The 13915-nt window shown below is 64.6% G+C and carries 21 protein-coding genes and 1 pseudogene; 21 read left to right on the top strand and 1 reads right to left on the bottom strand.

What is annotated here, in order from left to right; genetic code table 11:
* The 21 genes and pseudogenes from KOR34_RS18450 (at window position 1) to KOR34_RS18365 (ending at window position 13138) form a co-directional block, all read left to right on the top strand.
* On the top strand, window positions 1–1047 hold the full coding sequence (locus tag KOR34_RS18450) for a PD-(D/E)XK nuclease family protein (protein ID WP_197531567.1): 1047 nt from the start codon (window positions 1–3) through the stop codon (window positions 1045–1047).
* Complete coding sequence (locus KOR34_RS18445) at window positions 1044–1574, top strand: hypothetical protein (RefSeq protein ID WP_146566906.1); 531 nt, start codon at window positions 1044–1046, stop codon at window positions 1572–1574. Before KOR34_RS18450 ends, KOR34_RS18445 begins: the two co-directional genes overlap by 4 nt.
* Window positions 1575–1688: 114 nt before the next feature.
* Window positions 1689–1895: pseudogene (locus KOR34_RS27640) on the top strand (DUF7669 domain-containing protein); the annotation flags it as partial.
* A gap of 50 nt (window positions 1896–1945) precedes the next feature.
* Window positions 1946–2428 (top strand): endonuclease NucS domain-containing protein, encoded by a 483-nt coding sequence (locus tag KOR34_RS18440; RefSeq protein ID WP_146566904.1) that lies wholly within the window; start codon window positions 1946–1948, stop codon window positions 2426–2428.
* 33 nt (window positions 2429–2461) lie between these two features.
* Complete coding sequence (locus KOR34_RS18435) at window positions 2462–3541, top strand: endonuclease NucS domain-containing protein (RefSeq protein WP_146566902.1); 1080 nt, start codon at window positions 2462–2464, stop codon at window positions 3539–3541.
* Between the two features lie 1322 nt (window positions 3542–4863).
* Window positions 4864–5091 carry a hypothetical protein gene (locus KOR34_RS18430; RefSeq protein ID WP_146566900.1) on the top strand — a complete coding sequence of 76 codons (228 nt, stop codon included), beginning with the start codon at window positions 4864–4866 and terminating at the stop codon, window positions 5089–5091.
* Entirely contained in the window at window positions 5084–5446 is a 363-nt protein-coding gene (locus KOR34_RS18425) for a helix-turn-helix transcriptional regulator (RefSeq protein WP_146566898.1), read from the top strand. Before KOR34_RS18430 ends, KOR34_RS18425 begins: the two co-directional genes overlap by 8 nt.
* A gap of 63 nt (window positions 5447–5509) precedes the next feature.
* Complete coding sequence (locus KOR34_RS18420; protein WP_146566896.1) at window positions 5510–6430, top strand: helix-turn-helix domain-containing protein; 921 nt, start codon at window positions 5510–5512, stop codon at window positions 6428–6430.
* Window positions 6424–6678, top strand: coding sequence for a hypothetical protein (locus KOR34_RS18415; protein WP_146566894.1), 255 nt, complete (start codon window positions 6424–6426; stop codon window positions 6676–6678). Before KOR34_RS18420 ends, KOR34_RS18415 begins: the two co-directional genes overlap by 7 nt.
* A 2-nt stretch (window positions 6679–6680) precedes the next feature.
* Complete coding sequence (locus KOR34_RS18410) at window positions 6681–7043, top strand: hypothetical protein (RefSeq protein WP_146566892.1); 363 nt, start codon at window positions 6681–6683, stop codon at window positions 7041–7043.
* Window positions 7044–7141: 98 nt separating this feature from the next.
* Window positions 7142–8632, top strand: a complete 1491-nt coding sequence (locus tag KOR34_RS18405; protein WP_146566890.1) for a tyrosine-type recombinase/integrase — start codon at window positions 7142–7144, stop codon at window positions 8630–8632.
* A gap of 405 nt (window positions 8633–9037) precedes the next feature.
* Window positions 9038–9358, top strand: a complete 321-nt coding sequence (locus tag KOR34_RS18400) for a hypothetical protein (RefSeq protein ID WP_146566888.1) — start codon at window positions 9038–9040, stop codon at window positions 9356–9358.
* A 47-nt stretch (window positions 9359–9405) separates the two neighbouring features.
* A complete protein-coding gene (locus KOR34_RS27575; protein WP_197531566.1) occupies window positions 9406–10194 on the top strand; it encodes a deoxynucleotide monophosphate kinase family protein in 789 nt (262 codons plus the stop codon).
* The gene (locus KOR34_RS18390) at window positions 10191–10784 is read left to right on the top strand and encodes a phosphohydrolase (protein ID WP_146566886.1); all 594 of its coding nucleotides are present in this window, start codon (window positions 10191–10193) and stop codon (window positions 10782–10784) included. The genes KOR34_RS27575 and KOR34_RS18390 overlap by 4 nt, the downstream gene beginning before the upstream one ends.
* An 18-nt stretch (window positions 10785–10802) precedes the next feature.
* Window positions 10803–11003: a hypothetical protein gene (locus tag KOR34_RS18385; RefSeq protein WP_146566884.1), complete on the top strand. Its 201-nt coding sequence runs from the start codon at window positions 10803–10805 to the stop codon at window positions 11001–11003.
* Window positions 11003–11158 (top strand): hypothetical protein, encoded by a 156-nt coding sequence (locus KOR34_RS26825; protein WP_197531565.1) that lies wholly within the window; start codon window positions 11003–11005, stop codon window positions 11156–11158. The genes KOR34_RS18385 and KOR34_RS26825 overlap by 1 nt, the downstream gene beginning before the upstream one ends.
* Before the next feature lie 10 nt (window positions 11159–11168).
* Entirely contained in the window at window positions 11169–12074 is a 906-nt protein-coding gene (locus KOR34_RS18380; protein ID WP_146566882.1) for a hypothetical protein, read from the top strand.
* A 92-nt stretch (window positions 12075–12166) separates the two neighbouring features.
* Window positions 12167–12298 (top strand): hypothetical protein, encoded by a 132-nt coding sequence (locus KOR34_RS27335; protein WP_261342657.1) that lies wholly within the window; start codon window positions 12167–12169, stop codon window positions 12296–12298.
* Window positions 12299–12333: 35 nt separating this feature from the next.
* Window positions 12334–12540 carry a hypothetical protein gene (locus tag KOR34_RS18375; RefSeq protein ID WP_146566880.1) on the top strand — a complete coding sequence of 69 codons (207 nt, stop codon included), beginning with the start codon at window positions 12334–12336 and terminating at the stop codon, window positions 12538–12540.
* A 51-nt stretch (window positions 12541–12591) separates the two neighbouring features.
* Window positions 12592–12849 (top strand): hypothetical protein, encoded by a 258-nt coding sequence (locus KOR34_RS18370; RefSeq protein WP_146566878.1) that lies wholly within the window; start codon window positions 12592–12594, stop codon window positions 12847–12849.
* A 94-nt stretch (window positions 12850–12943) separates the two neighbouring features.
* Window positions 12944–13138 (top strand): hypothetical protein, encoded by a 195-nt coding sequence (locus KOR34_RS18365; protein WP_146566876.1) that lies wholly within the window; start codon window positions 12944–12946, stop codon window positions 13136–13138.
* Between the two features lie 216 nt (window positions 13139–13354).
* Here KOR34_RS18365 and KOR34_RS27570 read toward each other — a convergent pair whose 3' ends face one another.
* A complete protein-coding gene (locus KOR34_RS27570; RefSeq protein WP_146566874.1) occupies window positions 13355–13603 on the bottom strand; it encodes a BON domain-containing protein in 249 nt (82 codons plus the stop codon).
* Between the last annotated feature and the right edge of the window lie 312 nt (window positions 13604–13915).

Genomic DNA, 13915 nt, shown 5'->3' with positions numbered 1-13915 from the left:
GTGGCAAATGAGACCGGGGCCAGTGCGCTGCTGGCCACTCTCCTCGATCCAGCATTCGATAACGCGCTCAAGACTGCGTTCGTCAGTCAATTCCGGCGAGCTATCGAGGAAGACGGTGTGGACTCTTTGCACGGCGGACCAAGTCACGTGGTGTGCGAACAGGACTTGCTCGACCTGCTGTTGGCTTGGGGCGATTGGCTGATTGTGGTAGAGAACAAGGTCGCTGCGGGCGCCATCACCCGCGAACAGTTGAACAAGTACTACCGTCGGCTAGTACGGAAGTCGCAAAGGCAAGAAGTCTTGGGCGTTCCCGCCGGCCAGGCACGAATCGCCGTTGTGTACCTGACGCCTACTAGCGGTGTCGGCGGGACAGAGTTCGCCTCTCTTGCGCTGGACCCAGCCCGCCGAGACGCCAAAGTTCATCTTGCTTGGCCCGATCTTCTGGGTTGGCTCGAAGAGCAGGAGACCGGCGATTGCAAAGACCTATACGCATCCTTGATCGCCTGTGGAGCCGAGCGAGTACGGACAATCATTGCGAGCCGTTCGACGCCGAAGACTGTCGACGATGAGAACCAACGTGGCATCGTCGCCTTGGTTGACCAAGTCCGAGGCAATATCAACTCGCTGGTCGGCGATGCAAGGCCACTCAAGTTGAAAGTATGGCCTTCGCCGGAAGCGCGATGGCTCTACACCGACTTGGCGGAAGGTGACGCCAACGTGAACCTGCGAGTGCTCGCTGCTGGGTCGGATTGCACGAATGCTGAGCAGCTGGACTTGGCGGTCGAGCTGGATTTCAAGGTAGCCGATAAGGCGCCGCAGGCAGTGAAAGAATGGTTTGCCAGAGCTGACTACCCAGCGTGGGCGGCATTGCTTGGGCTGGCGATGAAGTCCGTCGAGGTAGAAGGCAAGAGGATGTCGTTCACGAACTACCGGCAATTGCAGGGAGTGCAGTCAGAGGTAGCCGTGACCTTGGCTGCCAGCTTTATGCGGTTCGTCTGTGTGTTCGAATACCTGCTGTCCCAGAGTAGGAGCGTGGACGCTCAATGAACGAGATCGTCTTCAAGCATCTGCTGATCCGCACAGCCAATGTCGCCATCGGTCCGTCGACGCTGCGGAACCAAGGGGATGCTGGCGTGGTGCAGGCCGCCCGTGACGCGTTGAAGCTGCTTACGCTGGAGGACTACAGCGCTGCCGTGCGGGAGGGGGTCGGCGAGCTGCTAGACGCCCACACCGAGTTTGTGCGGCGTCGTCTCCCCCGAGCCGCGAGGAACTGGGGCGCCGCTCGCAAGGCGCTCAACATCTTCCTTCGCGATGTCCTCTACAGCCGCTACCTGTGCCGGGAGTACGGGCTGGCAAAGCTGGAGTCATTGCTCGAGGTGCCTCTCGATCGAGACATTGCCACACGGCTGCTCGCGGAGCCAGAGGGCGAGGGCCTGCCCAAGTGGGGCACCATCAAGCGGCTGACGCCCGAGGCGAGCGAGCAGTACCAGGCAGTCGCCCGGCGCGTGGCAAAGCGGATGGGTACGCACCCGGTGCACCTGGATGTCTTGTACTGGGGGCGGAGTCAGGCATAGGGGCGGCTCAGCGTGAGGCGGTAACCAGCGGCAGTCTGCGCGTACTTGGCGGCGGACGAAGTTCGAAGCAACAGGGAGTGAATCTTGTCTGACGCTAAGCCAACAGTCCGCCAGATGGTGCGGGAGGCAATCGAGGTCCTGGGAGGCGCGGCCTCGAATGTCGACGTGACCAGCTGGGTTATGGGCAAGTACCCAGGGACCAACAAGACCACGATTCAGTGCCAGATGATCGCCGGCACGGTCAACCATCCTTCGCGGGTGCACTACGGGGTCGATGTCCGGTCGCGTGTCTGCGACAACCCGTTGTTTGACCTCTTCTTTCGTCCGGAGTCGGGGCGGGTCGAGCTCTACGCACCCGAGCGGCACGGGATGTGGGAACTCTTCGAAACCACGGAGGGCGGTTCTCGGTCCGCCAGTGCGGCGACGAGGTCCAGCCTAGCGCGGATGACGACGCCGGTCATGCATTCGCGGCCGAGACTCACCTTCGAGACTACCTTGCCCAGCATCTGGAAGAGATCGAGCCGGGGCTGCAGCTCTACGTTACCGCCGACGAGACGGTTGGGGTCGAATTCATTACCGAGGTCGGGCGAATCGATATCCTGGCCGTGGACGAGCAGGGCGGCTTCGTGGTGATCGAGCTGAAGGTCGCACGTGGTCCTGACTCGGTCGCTGGTCAGATCCTGCGCTACAAGAATTGGGTCAAGCGGCATCTGGCCAACGGTCAATCGGTGCGGGGGATCATCATCGCCCAACAGATAACGGACAAGATCCGGTACGCGATCGCTGATGATCCGGAGGTGACCGCGAAGGAGTACGAGATCAGAATCGCGCTGCGCAATGTGGACAAGATCTAGGTAGGTTTTCAAGAAGCAAGCTTGGGAGGAGTGATGCCGATCGAGGTAGGAATCTGGCGGCTCGGCAATACGCTCAGCCGGATCGAGTTTGAGCCGATCGAGTCGGAGTCGAAACTCGAGGACACCATCGCGGCGGACCTGTCAGTCTTGTCGCCGGGGCTGATGCTGCTGGGGCGACAGATTCCAACCGCGCACGGCAAGTTCATCGACCTGCTGGCGATGGACCGCGACGGCAACCTGGTCGTGATCGAGCTGAAGCGTAACAAGACGCCGCGCGAGGTGGTCGCGCAGGCTCTCGACTATGCGTCGTGGGTGGAGGGGCTTTCCTACGACGACATCGGCGATCTGTATGCCGCCAAGAACGATGGTAAGGAGTTGGAAGTCGGGTTCGACGAGACCTTCTCCCACAGCCTTCCCGAGGACATGAACGAATCGCACCGGATGATCATCGTCGCGTCCGAGCTGGACCCCAGCACCGAGCGGATCATTACCTACCTCAGCGGCAGGTATGGGGTGCCAATTAATACGGTCTTCTTCCGTTATTTCAGAGACAATGGCAGCGAGTACCTCACGCGGTCGTGGCTGATCGACCCGCAGGACGCCGAGGTGCAGACCAGCAAGTCTTCGGCCAAGAAGCGGCGAGAGCCCTGGAATGGCCGCGATTTCTACGTGTCGCTGGGAGAAGGCCCGCACCAGAACTGGGATGACTGCCGAAAGTACGGTTTCATCTGCGGAAGCGGCGGCAAGTGGTACACGCAGACCCTCGACGCGTTGTTCCTGGGCGCGCGAGTCTTCGTGAACATCCCCAAGCAGGGCTATGTCGGCATTGGCAAAGTCGTGGGGCCCTCGACGCCGGTCCGAGACTTTGAAGTCGAGGTGAACGGAAAGACGATTCCGATTCTCGATGCGCCGCTAGCCGCCCAGGAAATGGATCGCGACCAGGACAACGACGAGCTCTGCGCCTACCTCGTCCGCGTCGAATGGATCAAGACGGTTCCCCGCGAAGAGGCCTATTGGGAGAAGGGCCTGTTCGCCCTGCAGCACACCGCCTGCAAGATGACTAGCAGCTTCACTATTGAGCGTCTGACACAACACTTTGGGGTGGAGGATTGATTGGCCACCCCACCTACAGTGGTCCGCTCGGCAAGTATTGTCTTCCGCCGTGCAATCGATAAGGATCGACTGCATGAATGTTCTGTGCCGATCAAGGCTCCGCCGGTTCAGGTCTGAGCCCTTTGCTGTTTGTCTGCCGCCCCGAGACCGTGTAGCGCTCTACCGCGTCGCCCGGCATCGCCGCGTATCCCATGCGAGGGTGCTGCATGACCTCTTGCGTCGTGAGGGTCTGGCGTTGCCAGCGCGTCGCCAAGGAGTTTCTTACTGATTAACTTAGATCCGGGCTCGCGGAGTAATTAACCGCACAGGCTGGCGAGCGACAACGGGTGCTACCTCCCCCGCGTTGCTCGCCGGCCGGCTCGGCGTCATCGGAGGTAGATATCTTGGGAAATTCAAATAGCGGCCGGGGCCGCCGTTCTCGACTCTCCAAGAACGCAAGCCGCCGCCCGATGTTCCGCGGCGTCACTTCACAGCGGGGTGGGCGTTCCCTGTTAGAGCAGGCGCTCGCCCGAGTTCCCACCGGTGAGGACCAGCCCGACGCTGTTGTTTGGGCCCGACCGATTGAGCCAGATTCTGCGCTCCGTGATCTTCGTACGCTGCGCTCTGATATTGCCGCCGCAGCGGCTAGGCAGTTCTCTCATGAGGTTATCCTGCCCTCGCGCTATCACCCCAATAATGTCACCAGCTTCGCGTTCACTGACAACCAAGACCGCCAAACTATCTATGGCCTAAACGCTGGTAGGTTCATTGGATACAAGTGGTGGCGCCGTAAGAGTCACCCCGCCGAGTCGAGAGATCGGCGGTCGCAGCGTCGTCTCTACTCTCAACTTGAGGATCTTTGCTTCGCCAACTACTACTGCACGTACGCCATCGAATGCGTTGAAGAATTGATCGTAGGGCCCGGCCCACCGTTGCCAGTTTCGCTCTCGAAACTGTTGTTCGCGCACAAGGAAGCTTTGGAGCGATGGAACCGCTACCGTGATGCCGCAAGGGTCGCTCGCGACTTTGCGGCCCGAGGCGAAGTGACTCGATTTGATCAAAAGAGAAACGCGGAGCTACTCGACACTGCGTTGGAGATCGTGGGGCCTGGGAACGTGTCACAGCTTGTGCGGTACCTCAATCGAAACCTACCGGAGGGTGAGAGGCAGTTTTCTCACAAGTCAGTGGGCAAGGAGCTAAAGCGACGGAAAAATAACCGGCCGTAACGGCGTTCCGGCCATACTTTCTTTCGGCCGGAACGCTGTTACGGCCGAACTGATCCGTCGCATTGCCCGGCACACAGCGTCAAACTGCCTTCCGTGTTCAAGCAAACGGGAGGCAGGATGGATTTTCTAACGACGAAGCAGGTCGCCGAATTGCTCGGCGTCGAGCCCTGGCGGGTCCGCCGACTCTACGAGACCGCCGCCCTACCTGAGCCGGGTCGATTTGGAGGGAAACGCGCTCTGCCGCGGTCCGCCGTGGCCGATGTTGCGATCGCTCTGCGCCGCCGCGGCTGGCTGCCGGCGGTCTCTCCGGCCTCTACGCTTCAGGAGGCCGGCCGCGATGGCTGAAGCGGACGCGCTGACCGACGATGAGATTCTCAGGTTCGCCGATTCCGGGCTCTGCTCCGCGCCGACGGTCGAGCTCTCGGCGGAGCTCGGCGAGAAGCTTGAGCGGGCGCTCTCGCGTACCGCGTTGCCCCTGATGCTGACTGCCGCCCAGGTGGGTGAGCAGCTCGGCGTGTCAGCACGCGAGATCCGCCGCATGAACCTGCAGGGCGATCTCCCCGAGCCGCTCAAGATGGGCCACAAGAAAGTTCGCTGGCGTCGTGACGAGCTGGTCGCGTGGATCGACGCCGGCTGCCCCGATCGCGACGCCTGGCTGCGTCACGCCGGGCGGGCCGCGCAAAAGAGCGGGCGGCCCTAAGGCCGCCCGCAGGACCAACCAACCACCGGGCTTCGAGGGCTCGACAGGCGACAGGAAGGAACCGTGAGCGATTCTACCGGCCAGGCTGGCCGCCGACAAACGCGGCAGAAGCACTCGCCCCAGCAGTACCTGCTTCCGTTCGAGACCTACCGCGAACGCTTCGCCCTTCTAGATGCGATCGACTATCGCCGCATCACGGTCGAAGGCAAGCCTTGCACCCGTGGCCAGTGGAAGCGCATCCGAACGCTGCTCAAGGTCTACAACCGGCTGGCTGGCGATCGTGAGTGCTTCGCGTCCGTGGCGACGCTCGCCGACCGATGCGAGTACAGCAAAGCAACGGTTTCGACCGCCATTCGAGAAGCTACGGAGTTGCAGCTTCTCGAGAAGACGCCGCAGACCCGCAAGACGGGAAACGGCGGACGGGCGCCGAACCTTACCCGAGTGCAGTGGGATCGCGTGGCGGCGCTCGCAGGGTCGAGGGAGGTTGATTCCAACTTTGGGGAGGTTGATTCCAATTCTTGCGAGGTTGATCCCAAGAATTGGAGCGCCAATAAGGAGATATCAGAGTCTACCTCTCCGAGAGGAGAGGGGTCGAGCGCGACCGTATGCACTGGTTTCGGTCTCGGGCTCTCTGACGCCCAAGTCGATGATTGCCGCCGACGCGGCAACCTCATCCTCAAGACGGTCGGCCCCGCGCGCCGCGGTTCCGATGACTTCGAGCTTGCCGCAAAGGTCGCGATCCTGAGCGTTCAGCACCTTGGCGAGGCGTGGCTCATCGACTCGCTGGAGGCGCTGACGCGGCGCACGGGCACCAAGAAGATCGACGACCCCTGGCGTTATTGGCGGACCTGCCTGGCGAACAACTTCGACCAGTTCGCCAAGGGGTTCTGCGGCAACAAGTTCAACACGGCCCTGGCCAGGACTCGAGTGCCTGCGGACCTACGGCGAAGTAAACGCGAGGGAGGAGTTGAGCAGCCATGCTGAATACCTCACCCGTTGCCCGTCCGTTCCCAACCATGGCGGCCGAGAGAGCTCAATGGGCGCGGCTCGAGCGCGACCACGGCGCCAACCTCGACGCATTGCCCGCGAAGGGCCGACGCCGGATCGAATGCCTGGTGTTTCGCTCGGCGGCGGCAGCCGAGCTCGGCCGCCGCTTCGCTCCCCACGCGTACCGCATTAGCTTGCTCGCCGCGCTTGACGAGGTTTCCCCCGGTTCCCGGAAGAAGCGTTGATCATGAGCGATTACCCCAGCAGCAACGAGCGTCTCCCGCTGTTCGAGACGCCCCACAACGGCAGCGACACCAGCCGAGCCGCCGCCAAGTCGGCCGCGTCCAACGCCTCGCGGCAACGCGAGCGGATCCTGCAGTTCATCCGCGACCGGGGCGACCACGGCGCCACCCGCGAAGAGATCGAGCTGGCGACCGGGATCTCGGGCAACAGCACGCGGCCCCGGGTCCGGGCGCTGTGCAAGGCGGGCCTGATCCGCGAGACCTCGTGCACCCGCCGCACGGCCGCGGGCAACGCGGCCCGCGTGCTGGTCGCGGCAGGCAAGGCCGAGCGCGACCCTCTCCTTACGACCGGCGCCGCGGGGTGTTAGTTTCGTGAGCGATCAATCCTTTGCTGCGGCGCGTGGCGGTCGGGAGTCGAACCCCGGCCCCACGCGTCCGTGGCGCGTTCGACAAAGGAGCCAACCCCGTGCCGACGATCAAGCGGCTCACGTTCACCAAGTACGTGGGGCCCGACGGCCGACGCGTGAAGAAAGACGCGCCGGGCGCCAAGCCCAAGCAGTACCAGTCCAAGCGCTACTACGGCTGGTACCAGGACGCCCGCGGCGAAACCGTGCGGGTGAAGCTGTCGACCGACAAGACCGCCGCCGCGCAGCAGCTCGCCCAGCTCGTGAAGCGGGCCGAGTGGTCGCGGTCGGGTTTGCGGCACGAGTGCAGCGACCACCTCGAGACGCCGCTCGCCGAGCACCTGGCCGCGTACAAATCCCACCTGGCGGCCAAGGGCAATTCAGAGCGGTACGTTCGCGAGACCGCCGGGCGGCTCAAGCGGATCCAAACCGCGATGAACGCCGACAAGCTCGGCGACCTGAACCTCGATCGGTTCACGGTCTACCTGAACGAGCTCCGCGGCGGCGGGGCGAGCGCGCGGACCCTGAACGCCGCCCGGGGCGATCTCAAGTCGTTCGGCAAGTGGTGCGTCATGACCAAGCGGCTGCCGGCGAACCCATTTGAGGCGGTCTCGAAAGAGAACGAGGCGGTCGACCGGCGACGCGAGCGGCGGGTGCTGCGCGCAAAGCAGCTCGCGGATCTCATCGCCGCCGCTGACGATAGCGAGACTCCGTTCCGCGGCCTGGATGGGCCCAACCGGGCGATGCTCTACCAGTTAGCGATCGCCACGGGGCTCCGCGCGAACGAGCTCGCCACGCTGACGACGGCGAGCCTGCAGCTCGAGGGCGACTCCCCGTGCGTCGTGGTGCGGGCGGCCTACTCGAAACGCCGGCGCGAGGACGAGCAGCCGCTGCCGACCTGGCTGGCGGAGAAGCTGCAGGCCTGGCTCGACGTGAAGCGGGCCCGCTCGCTGAGCCTGGCGCCGCAGAAGCTGTTTCCGGGTTCGTGGCCGCGGCGGGCGGCCGAGATGCTGCAGCCCGATCTCGAGGCGGCCGACATCGCCTACACCGACGAGGCTGGCCGCGTGTTCGACTTCCACGCCCTGCGGCATCAGTTCATCACCACGCTGGCGGCGGCCAACGTGAGCCCGAAGATCGCCCAGCAGCTCGCGCGACACTCCAGCATTGAGCTCACACTCGGCCGGTACACCCACCTGCAGGCGGCCGACGTGGCCGGCGCCCTCGACGTGGTTGGCGATCCTGCAGCCTCGCGGGAGTCAGGCGCCGCGACTGGGACCGACGACGCCGACGCGTCGAAAGAGCTGCGCTACAGCTGCGCTAAACGTGTCTCTCATCGGCCGGAATCGGCCTCAGACGGTAAGCGGGGGGATCGGGGGCGAGTTGATAGAGACTCGCCTGAAACAGTTGCCAGATTAGGAGTTGCGTCTGGCGTAGAAGCGGAGGGCATGGGACTCGAACCCACAACCCCTTGCGGGGCGCCTGATTTCGAATCAGTGCCGGCCTGTCGTGGGCGGACGCTGTCGGACAGAGGCGGACTTTTTCTCGCGGAATAGCGTGCTCCTGCTACCGCCAAGCTCTTTGGCGGTCTCCGTTTGAGGCTTTGGGCGCAGCAAAGTGTTGCAGTTTTGTTGCAGGGTAGGGCGGCGCTGCCGGCGGCGGTCGGCTCTAAATGCGTTGTCAACGTTCGTTACAAGATTCTGGTGAGCTTTCAGCTGCGACTGCCGGACTCTGGCGGATTTGGCTTAGATCGGCCCTTAAGCTCTTCTTCGTCACGTGCATGAACACTCACGCCTGACGTGAGCAGCTCCTATCTAAGGCCGCACGTGACACTGCTGCTCGGCTTCGGTCGAGCCTCTCAGTAGGAGCTGCTCACGCTGGGCGTGACCCACCAGGAGGCGGCCAGCCCGCGAAACGCACGACGTGGTTCTCACGGACGAGCGCGGGCCCCGCTCTTTTTGATGTCCGATTACCCCGCGACCGAAGGCGGCGAGCGGCTGCCCCTGTTCGATCCGCCCCAACGGGAGCCGGAGCGCGAGGAGGGGCCGCTCGCGCCCTGCCGGTCGCCGGCCGCCGATCGCAAGCGGCTCGGCAAGCAGCAGCGCGAGATCGTCGAGCTGCTGCGGCAGGGCGAGCAACCCAACCACCGGCTCGCCCAGATCGGCATCCGGTACAGCGCACGGATCGAAGAGCTCGGGAAGGTCGGCTACGTGATTAAGCACCGCAAGGGCTCGTCGCCCGGCGAGAACATCTATTGGCTCGAGAGCGAGCCCAGTCCGTAGTGGCGTGGTTTGACGCGGTTTGTTTCAGTCCAACAGGAGCAGAGTCCATGCTGGTTCTTTCACGGAAGATGCACGAGGCCATTGAGGTCGGCCACAACGTCAGGGCGACCGTGGTCGACATCCGCGGCGATACGGTCCGGATCGGGGTCGACGCGCCGCCGGAGGTCCCCGTGCACCGCGGCGAGGTCGGCAACGCGATCCGGCGGGCCCGGCGGGATACGCCGCTCTTGGGCCTGATCGGCTACGCCGGCGCCGGCAAAGACGCCGCCGCGGCGGAGCTGGTCAAGCAGGGCTGGCGGCGGCTGGCGTTCGCTGATCCACTGCGCGAGTCGCTGCTGCGGCTCGACCCGGTAGTGCGACTAGACAACGGATCGCACGCGAAGCTAACGCGGATGGTCGGCACGTTCGGGTGGGACCACGCCAAGCGGCACGCGGACGTGCGGCGGCTGATGCAGGGTCTCGGGACCGACGTGGTCCGTGACGTCTGCGGCGCGGGCGTGTGGGTCGACCTGATGCGGCGGCGGCTCGATGAGACCCGGCGCCGCGGGCCGGTGGTGGTCACCGACGTGCGCTTCGCCAACGAGATCGCGCTGCTGCGTGACGAGTTCGGCGGGCGGCTGATCCGCGTCCACCGGCCCGGCGTGGGACCGGTCAACGGCCACGTCAGCGACCAGATCGGCGAGCTGCCGACCGACGGCGAGGTGCTGAACGACGGCGAGGTGCTGAACGACGGCGAGGTGCTGAACGACGGCTCGCCCGAGCAGCTCTGCCGCCGGGTGCTGGACTGCGTGCAGACCTTCTGGGAAGCGGACCAGGCGGCGGAGGGCGCGGCATGAGCTGGATCGGTCTCTACGAAGGGGGCAGGGTGGATCTGGTCGACCCGCGACCCGAGCAGTTCGCCATCGAGGACATCGCCCGCGGGCTGTCGCGCGTGAACCGGTTCGCTGGGCATACGCACGAGCCGTACTCTGTGGCGCAGCACTCGGTGATCGTCTCGCGGCTGGTCCCGCCGGAGCTCGCGCTGTGTGGGCTGCTGCACGACGCCGGCGAGGCGTACCTGGGCGATCTGGTGCGGCCGCTCAAGCAGATGCTGCCCGGCTACGTCGAGCTGGAGTCGCGGATGATGCTGGCGATCGCCGAGCGGTTCAACTTCCCGTGGCCCAAGCCCGCCGAGGTCCGTGAGGTTGACAACCGGCTGCTGGTGACCGAGCGCGACCTGCTGCAGCCGAAGGCGCCGGCGTGGGAGTCGCTGCGGGACGTGAAGCCCTACCCACGGGTGGAGATCTACTACGAGTTGCCCGCCCGGGCGGCGGGCAACTTCTTGCGGCGGTACGAGGAGATCGTCGGCGATGAGCCGGGCGAGCTCCCAAGCGCCATGAACCGACTAGCCGACAACACGCGGCCGTTTGGCGACGGCGCGTACTGACACCCCCGGAGACCCCCCATGCCCGTAGCCCATCTGATCCGTTTCCCCGATGGTTCGAGCGCCCTGCTGGGGGTCGACTCTGCGATCGCCGCCTACACGCTGCGCGAGAAGCTGATGGAGCAGTTCCGGCAGATGCCGCCCGGCGAGCCGCTGGAGTTCGCGATCAAGAAGATGCCGGTCAGCAACGACGATCTACAAGAGAGCCAGGAGCTGTGGTGATGGGAAGTCGCCCGCACTATGACCGGTTCTGCGCGGACTGCGGCGAGTATTTGGACGACTGCAAGTGCTGGCTCGACGAGCCGTGCCCCTGCTGCCTGGCGCCGCTGAACCGCTGCCGCTGTGACGACGAAGACTACTCCGCGCCCGACGCCTAGAGCAACCACGATGACCTACCGAAGAAAACCCGCCGCCGGTCAGCAGCCGCTGCCGCTGGACGTCGAGTACGCCGAGCGGTTCCGCCTGCTGGAGTCGGTCCACTACAGCCGCAGCGGCCTGTCGCAGCGGCGTTGGAACAACGTCGTGGCGTTGCTCTCGGCCGTGCACCGCCTCAATCAGGGGAGCGGCTGCTGGGCGTCTAGCGATCGCCTGGCGGACGAGTGCCGCTACTCGCGTCGGACGCTGTTCCGTGCCAGCCAGGACGCCCAGGAGCTCGGTGTGCTGGAGGTCGAGAATCGCGTCCGGAAGGGGGCCAACGGCGGCCGGGCGTTTAACTCCTGGCGGATCGACTGGGGGGCGTTCGCCCGCCTGGGCTCAGCGATCCCGGCATGCTCGGCCCCGTCGTGCGCGGGTGAGTGCCAAAATGCCCTAGGTGAGTGCCAAGATGCCGAGGTTGAGTGCCAGTTTGGCACGGCCATAGAGGAGAACTCTAAGCTTAGCTCTTCGAGTCGAGACGGGTCGAGCGCGACCGAAGAAGCTTGCATTGGTTTCGGCCGCCGGCTGTCGCCGGGCGGCCTGGACGAGGTCCGCCGGCGGGGCAATGCGATCCTGGCCGCTGTCGGGAAGCCCCGCCCCAACACGGACGACTGGGAGTACGCCGCCAAGATTGCTGTGCTGAGCGTCGAGCGGCTTGGCGAGCACTGGCTCGCCTCGAGCCTGGAGGCGGTCCGCCACGGCAGCCCCAAGACGCCCTGGAGGTTCTGGCGGGGCGTGCTGGTCAACAACACCCGGGAATTCCTGCAGCTGGACCTGCGCCGACTGCTGGCCCAGACGTCGGTCCCCGAGGTGTTGCGGCGGCGTTCCCCACCCATTGACCTGAGCGAGCGGCTTTGCGTCGCGGGAGGGGAGCCTTGAACCGCCTCGACCAATTCGCAACCGACTCCGCCGCGGCCGGTTCCGACGAGCACGTGGTGGTGATCGCCCTCTAAAAAGGCGCCGAGCGGTACATGTTCGCGTTCTGGCCGCACCAGCAGGACCTGGTGCGGCGGATGTTGGGGCGGTTCGCGGCGAACGACGAGCTGTCTTTCAATTGGTACGACGCGGCGACGCTGAGTCAGCAGATCAATCAATCGAAGTAGCCCCAGTCGGGGCAAACAACCACGAGGAGCCAACCATGGTGAAGGTGATCAAGCACGGCAGGGCGCCGCTGACGGTGTTCGAGGGCGTCTGCCGGACATGCCAGTCGCTGCTGCAGGAGGACCGCAGCAAGGTGAACCCGACGTTCGACGTCCGCGAGCAGACGGAAGTGGCGACGGTTCGCTGCCCGGTCTGCAAGGCGGACGCGCAGCTGGTGCCCAAGTCGGAAGGGGGCCCATCGTGATGCGTACGTTGCTGCCGATTGTCCCAGAACCCGTCAGGGAGGGCAGGACAGATGCCTAGCGACCCATCGTGGCGCCCCGTCAACCGCGTGCAGGCGCATTTCGAGAGGGAGGGCGAGCAAGCCCAGCCGCAGGAGAAGCCGACGCGTTGCGACGCCACTCGCGAGCGAGGAGAGGGCTGCCACCTGCCGTACTGCAATTGCGGCTACGGCGCCCGCAGCCACTGCACGTGCCGCAGCGAGGCGATGGCGATCGCCCTCTACGGCGCGTCGTTCGCCGTTGTGCTAGCGCTCTTGTCGTTGCTGTTGTAGCGGACAAACGCGGACGGACCACAATCCGGAGCCCGCGCGACGCCCAATGCCGAGAGACTTTACAGGTTTGAAGCAACCGGAAGGCAGGAGGCCCATGCCAAGGCACCGAGAGATCACGCTCAAGTTCCCGGTGGTGTACCAGATCGGCGTGCCGTTCGCGACGGTGCGTGGGAACCACCAGGAGGTGGTGATCGTCACGATGGACGACGAGTGGCTGACGGACGAGCAGCTGCGGGAGAAGGCGGAGCGGGTACGGAAGCGATTGGCGATGAGGCGTCGGGATCGGTAGTGCTTCGAGTGGCCCCTGGCGTCAAGCACTTGGTTCGGAGTCAGCGACCGCGTGCCCTAGGTTGGCCGCGGATCTCGCTGGCGTCTGAGCTGCGCGGCCGCGGCGATCTCAACTGGATACCGATGGCAGGGACTGAACCACCTTGGTCTAGCTACGCCGCTGGCTGAATAGTCCACGGCTGCGGGCTCTGTCAGCCGATGGGGTCTATTGTGCCTGTTAGCTTTGAGGCCGACGTTTGGGCGGGGACTTGAGTTGATCCACCACACGGCGGACGCCTGCAATATTGCCTACCGCTTTGACGATCGGTCTGCGCTGGTTCTCGTACTGTAGCGCGCCGCTCAGTGTGACCGTTCCTTGCTGGACGGTGGCGGTCACTTTCGACTGTGCTCCGGTCCCCGTCCGTTCTAGCCGCTGGTTCACGGTCTTCTGCAGCGATCTGTCGGGGACTTGGTTTTGGCCGAACATTGGGTCGAACCTCTTGAGGGGGTTGTTTGCGTCGGCGCCCGACGGGTCATGCGCCCGTTCTTTCGCACTCACGCATCATTTCGAATCCGGCCTTCGTCAGAGAGTACGCGCCGGGGCGCTTCTCCCGGACAAGCAGTTCCTTCTCCACTAGCTCTTCTAACGCTAGGTGGTGCTTGTCCCAGCCTGCGCCCCAGAAACAGAGCATCTCGCGCGGCTCCATCAGGTACTGATGAAACGTCCGCAGGACTGATCGTTGTGGCTTGGGCAACAAACGGTTCATTCGTTCCTCGACATCACACGGGGCGGAGCAGA

Origin of the sequence: Posidoniimonas corsicana, from assembly GCF_007859765.1 — a bacterium.
GTDB lineage: Bacteria > Planctomycetota > Planctomycetia > Pirellulales > Lacipirellulaceae > Posidoniimonas > Posidoniimonas corsicana.
The sequence above is the reverse complement of the archived record's forward strand: the minus strand, read 5'-3'. Positions and strand labels throughout refer to the sequence as shown.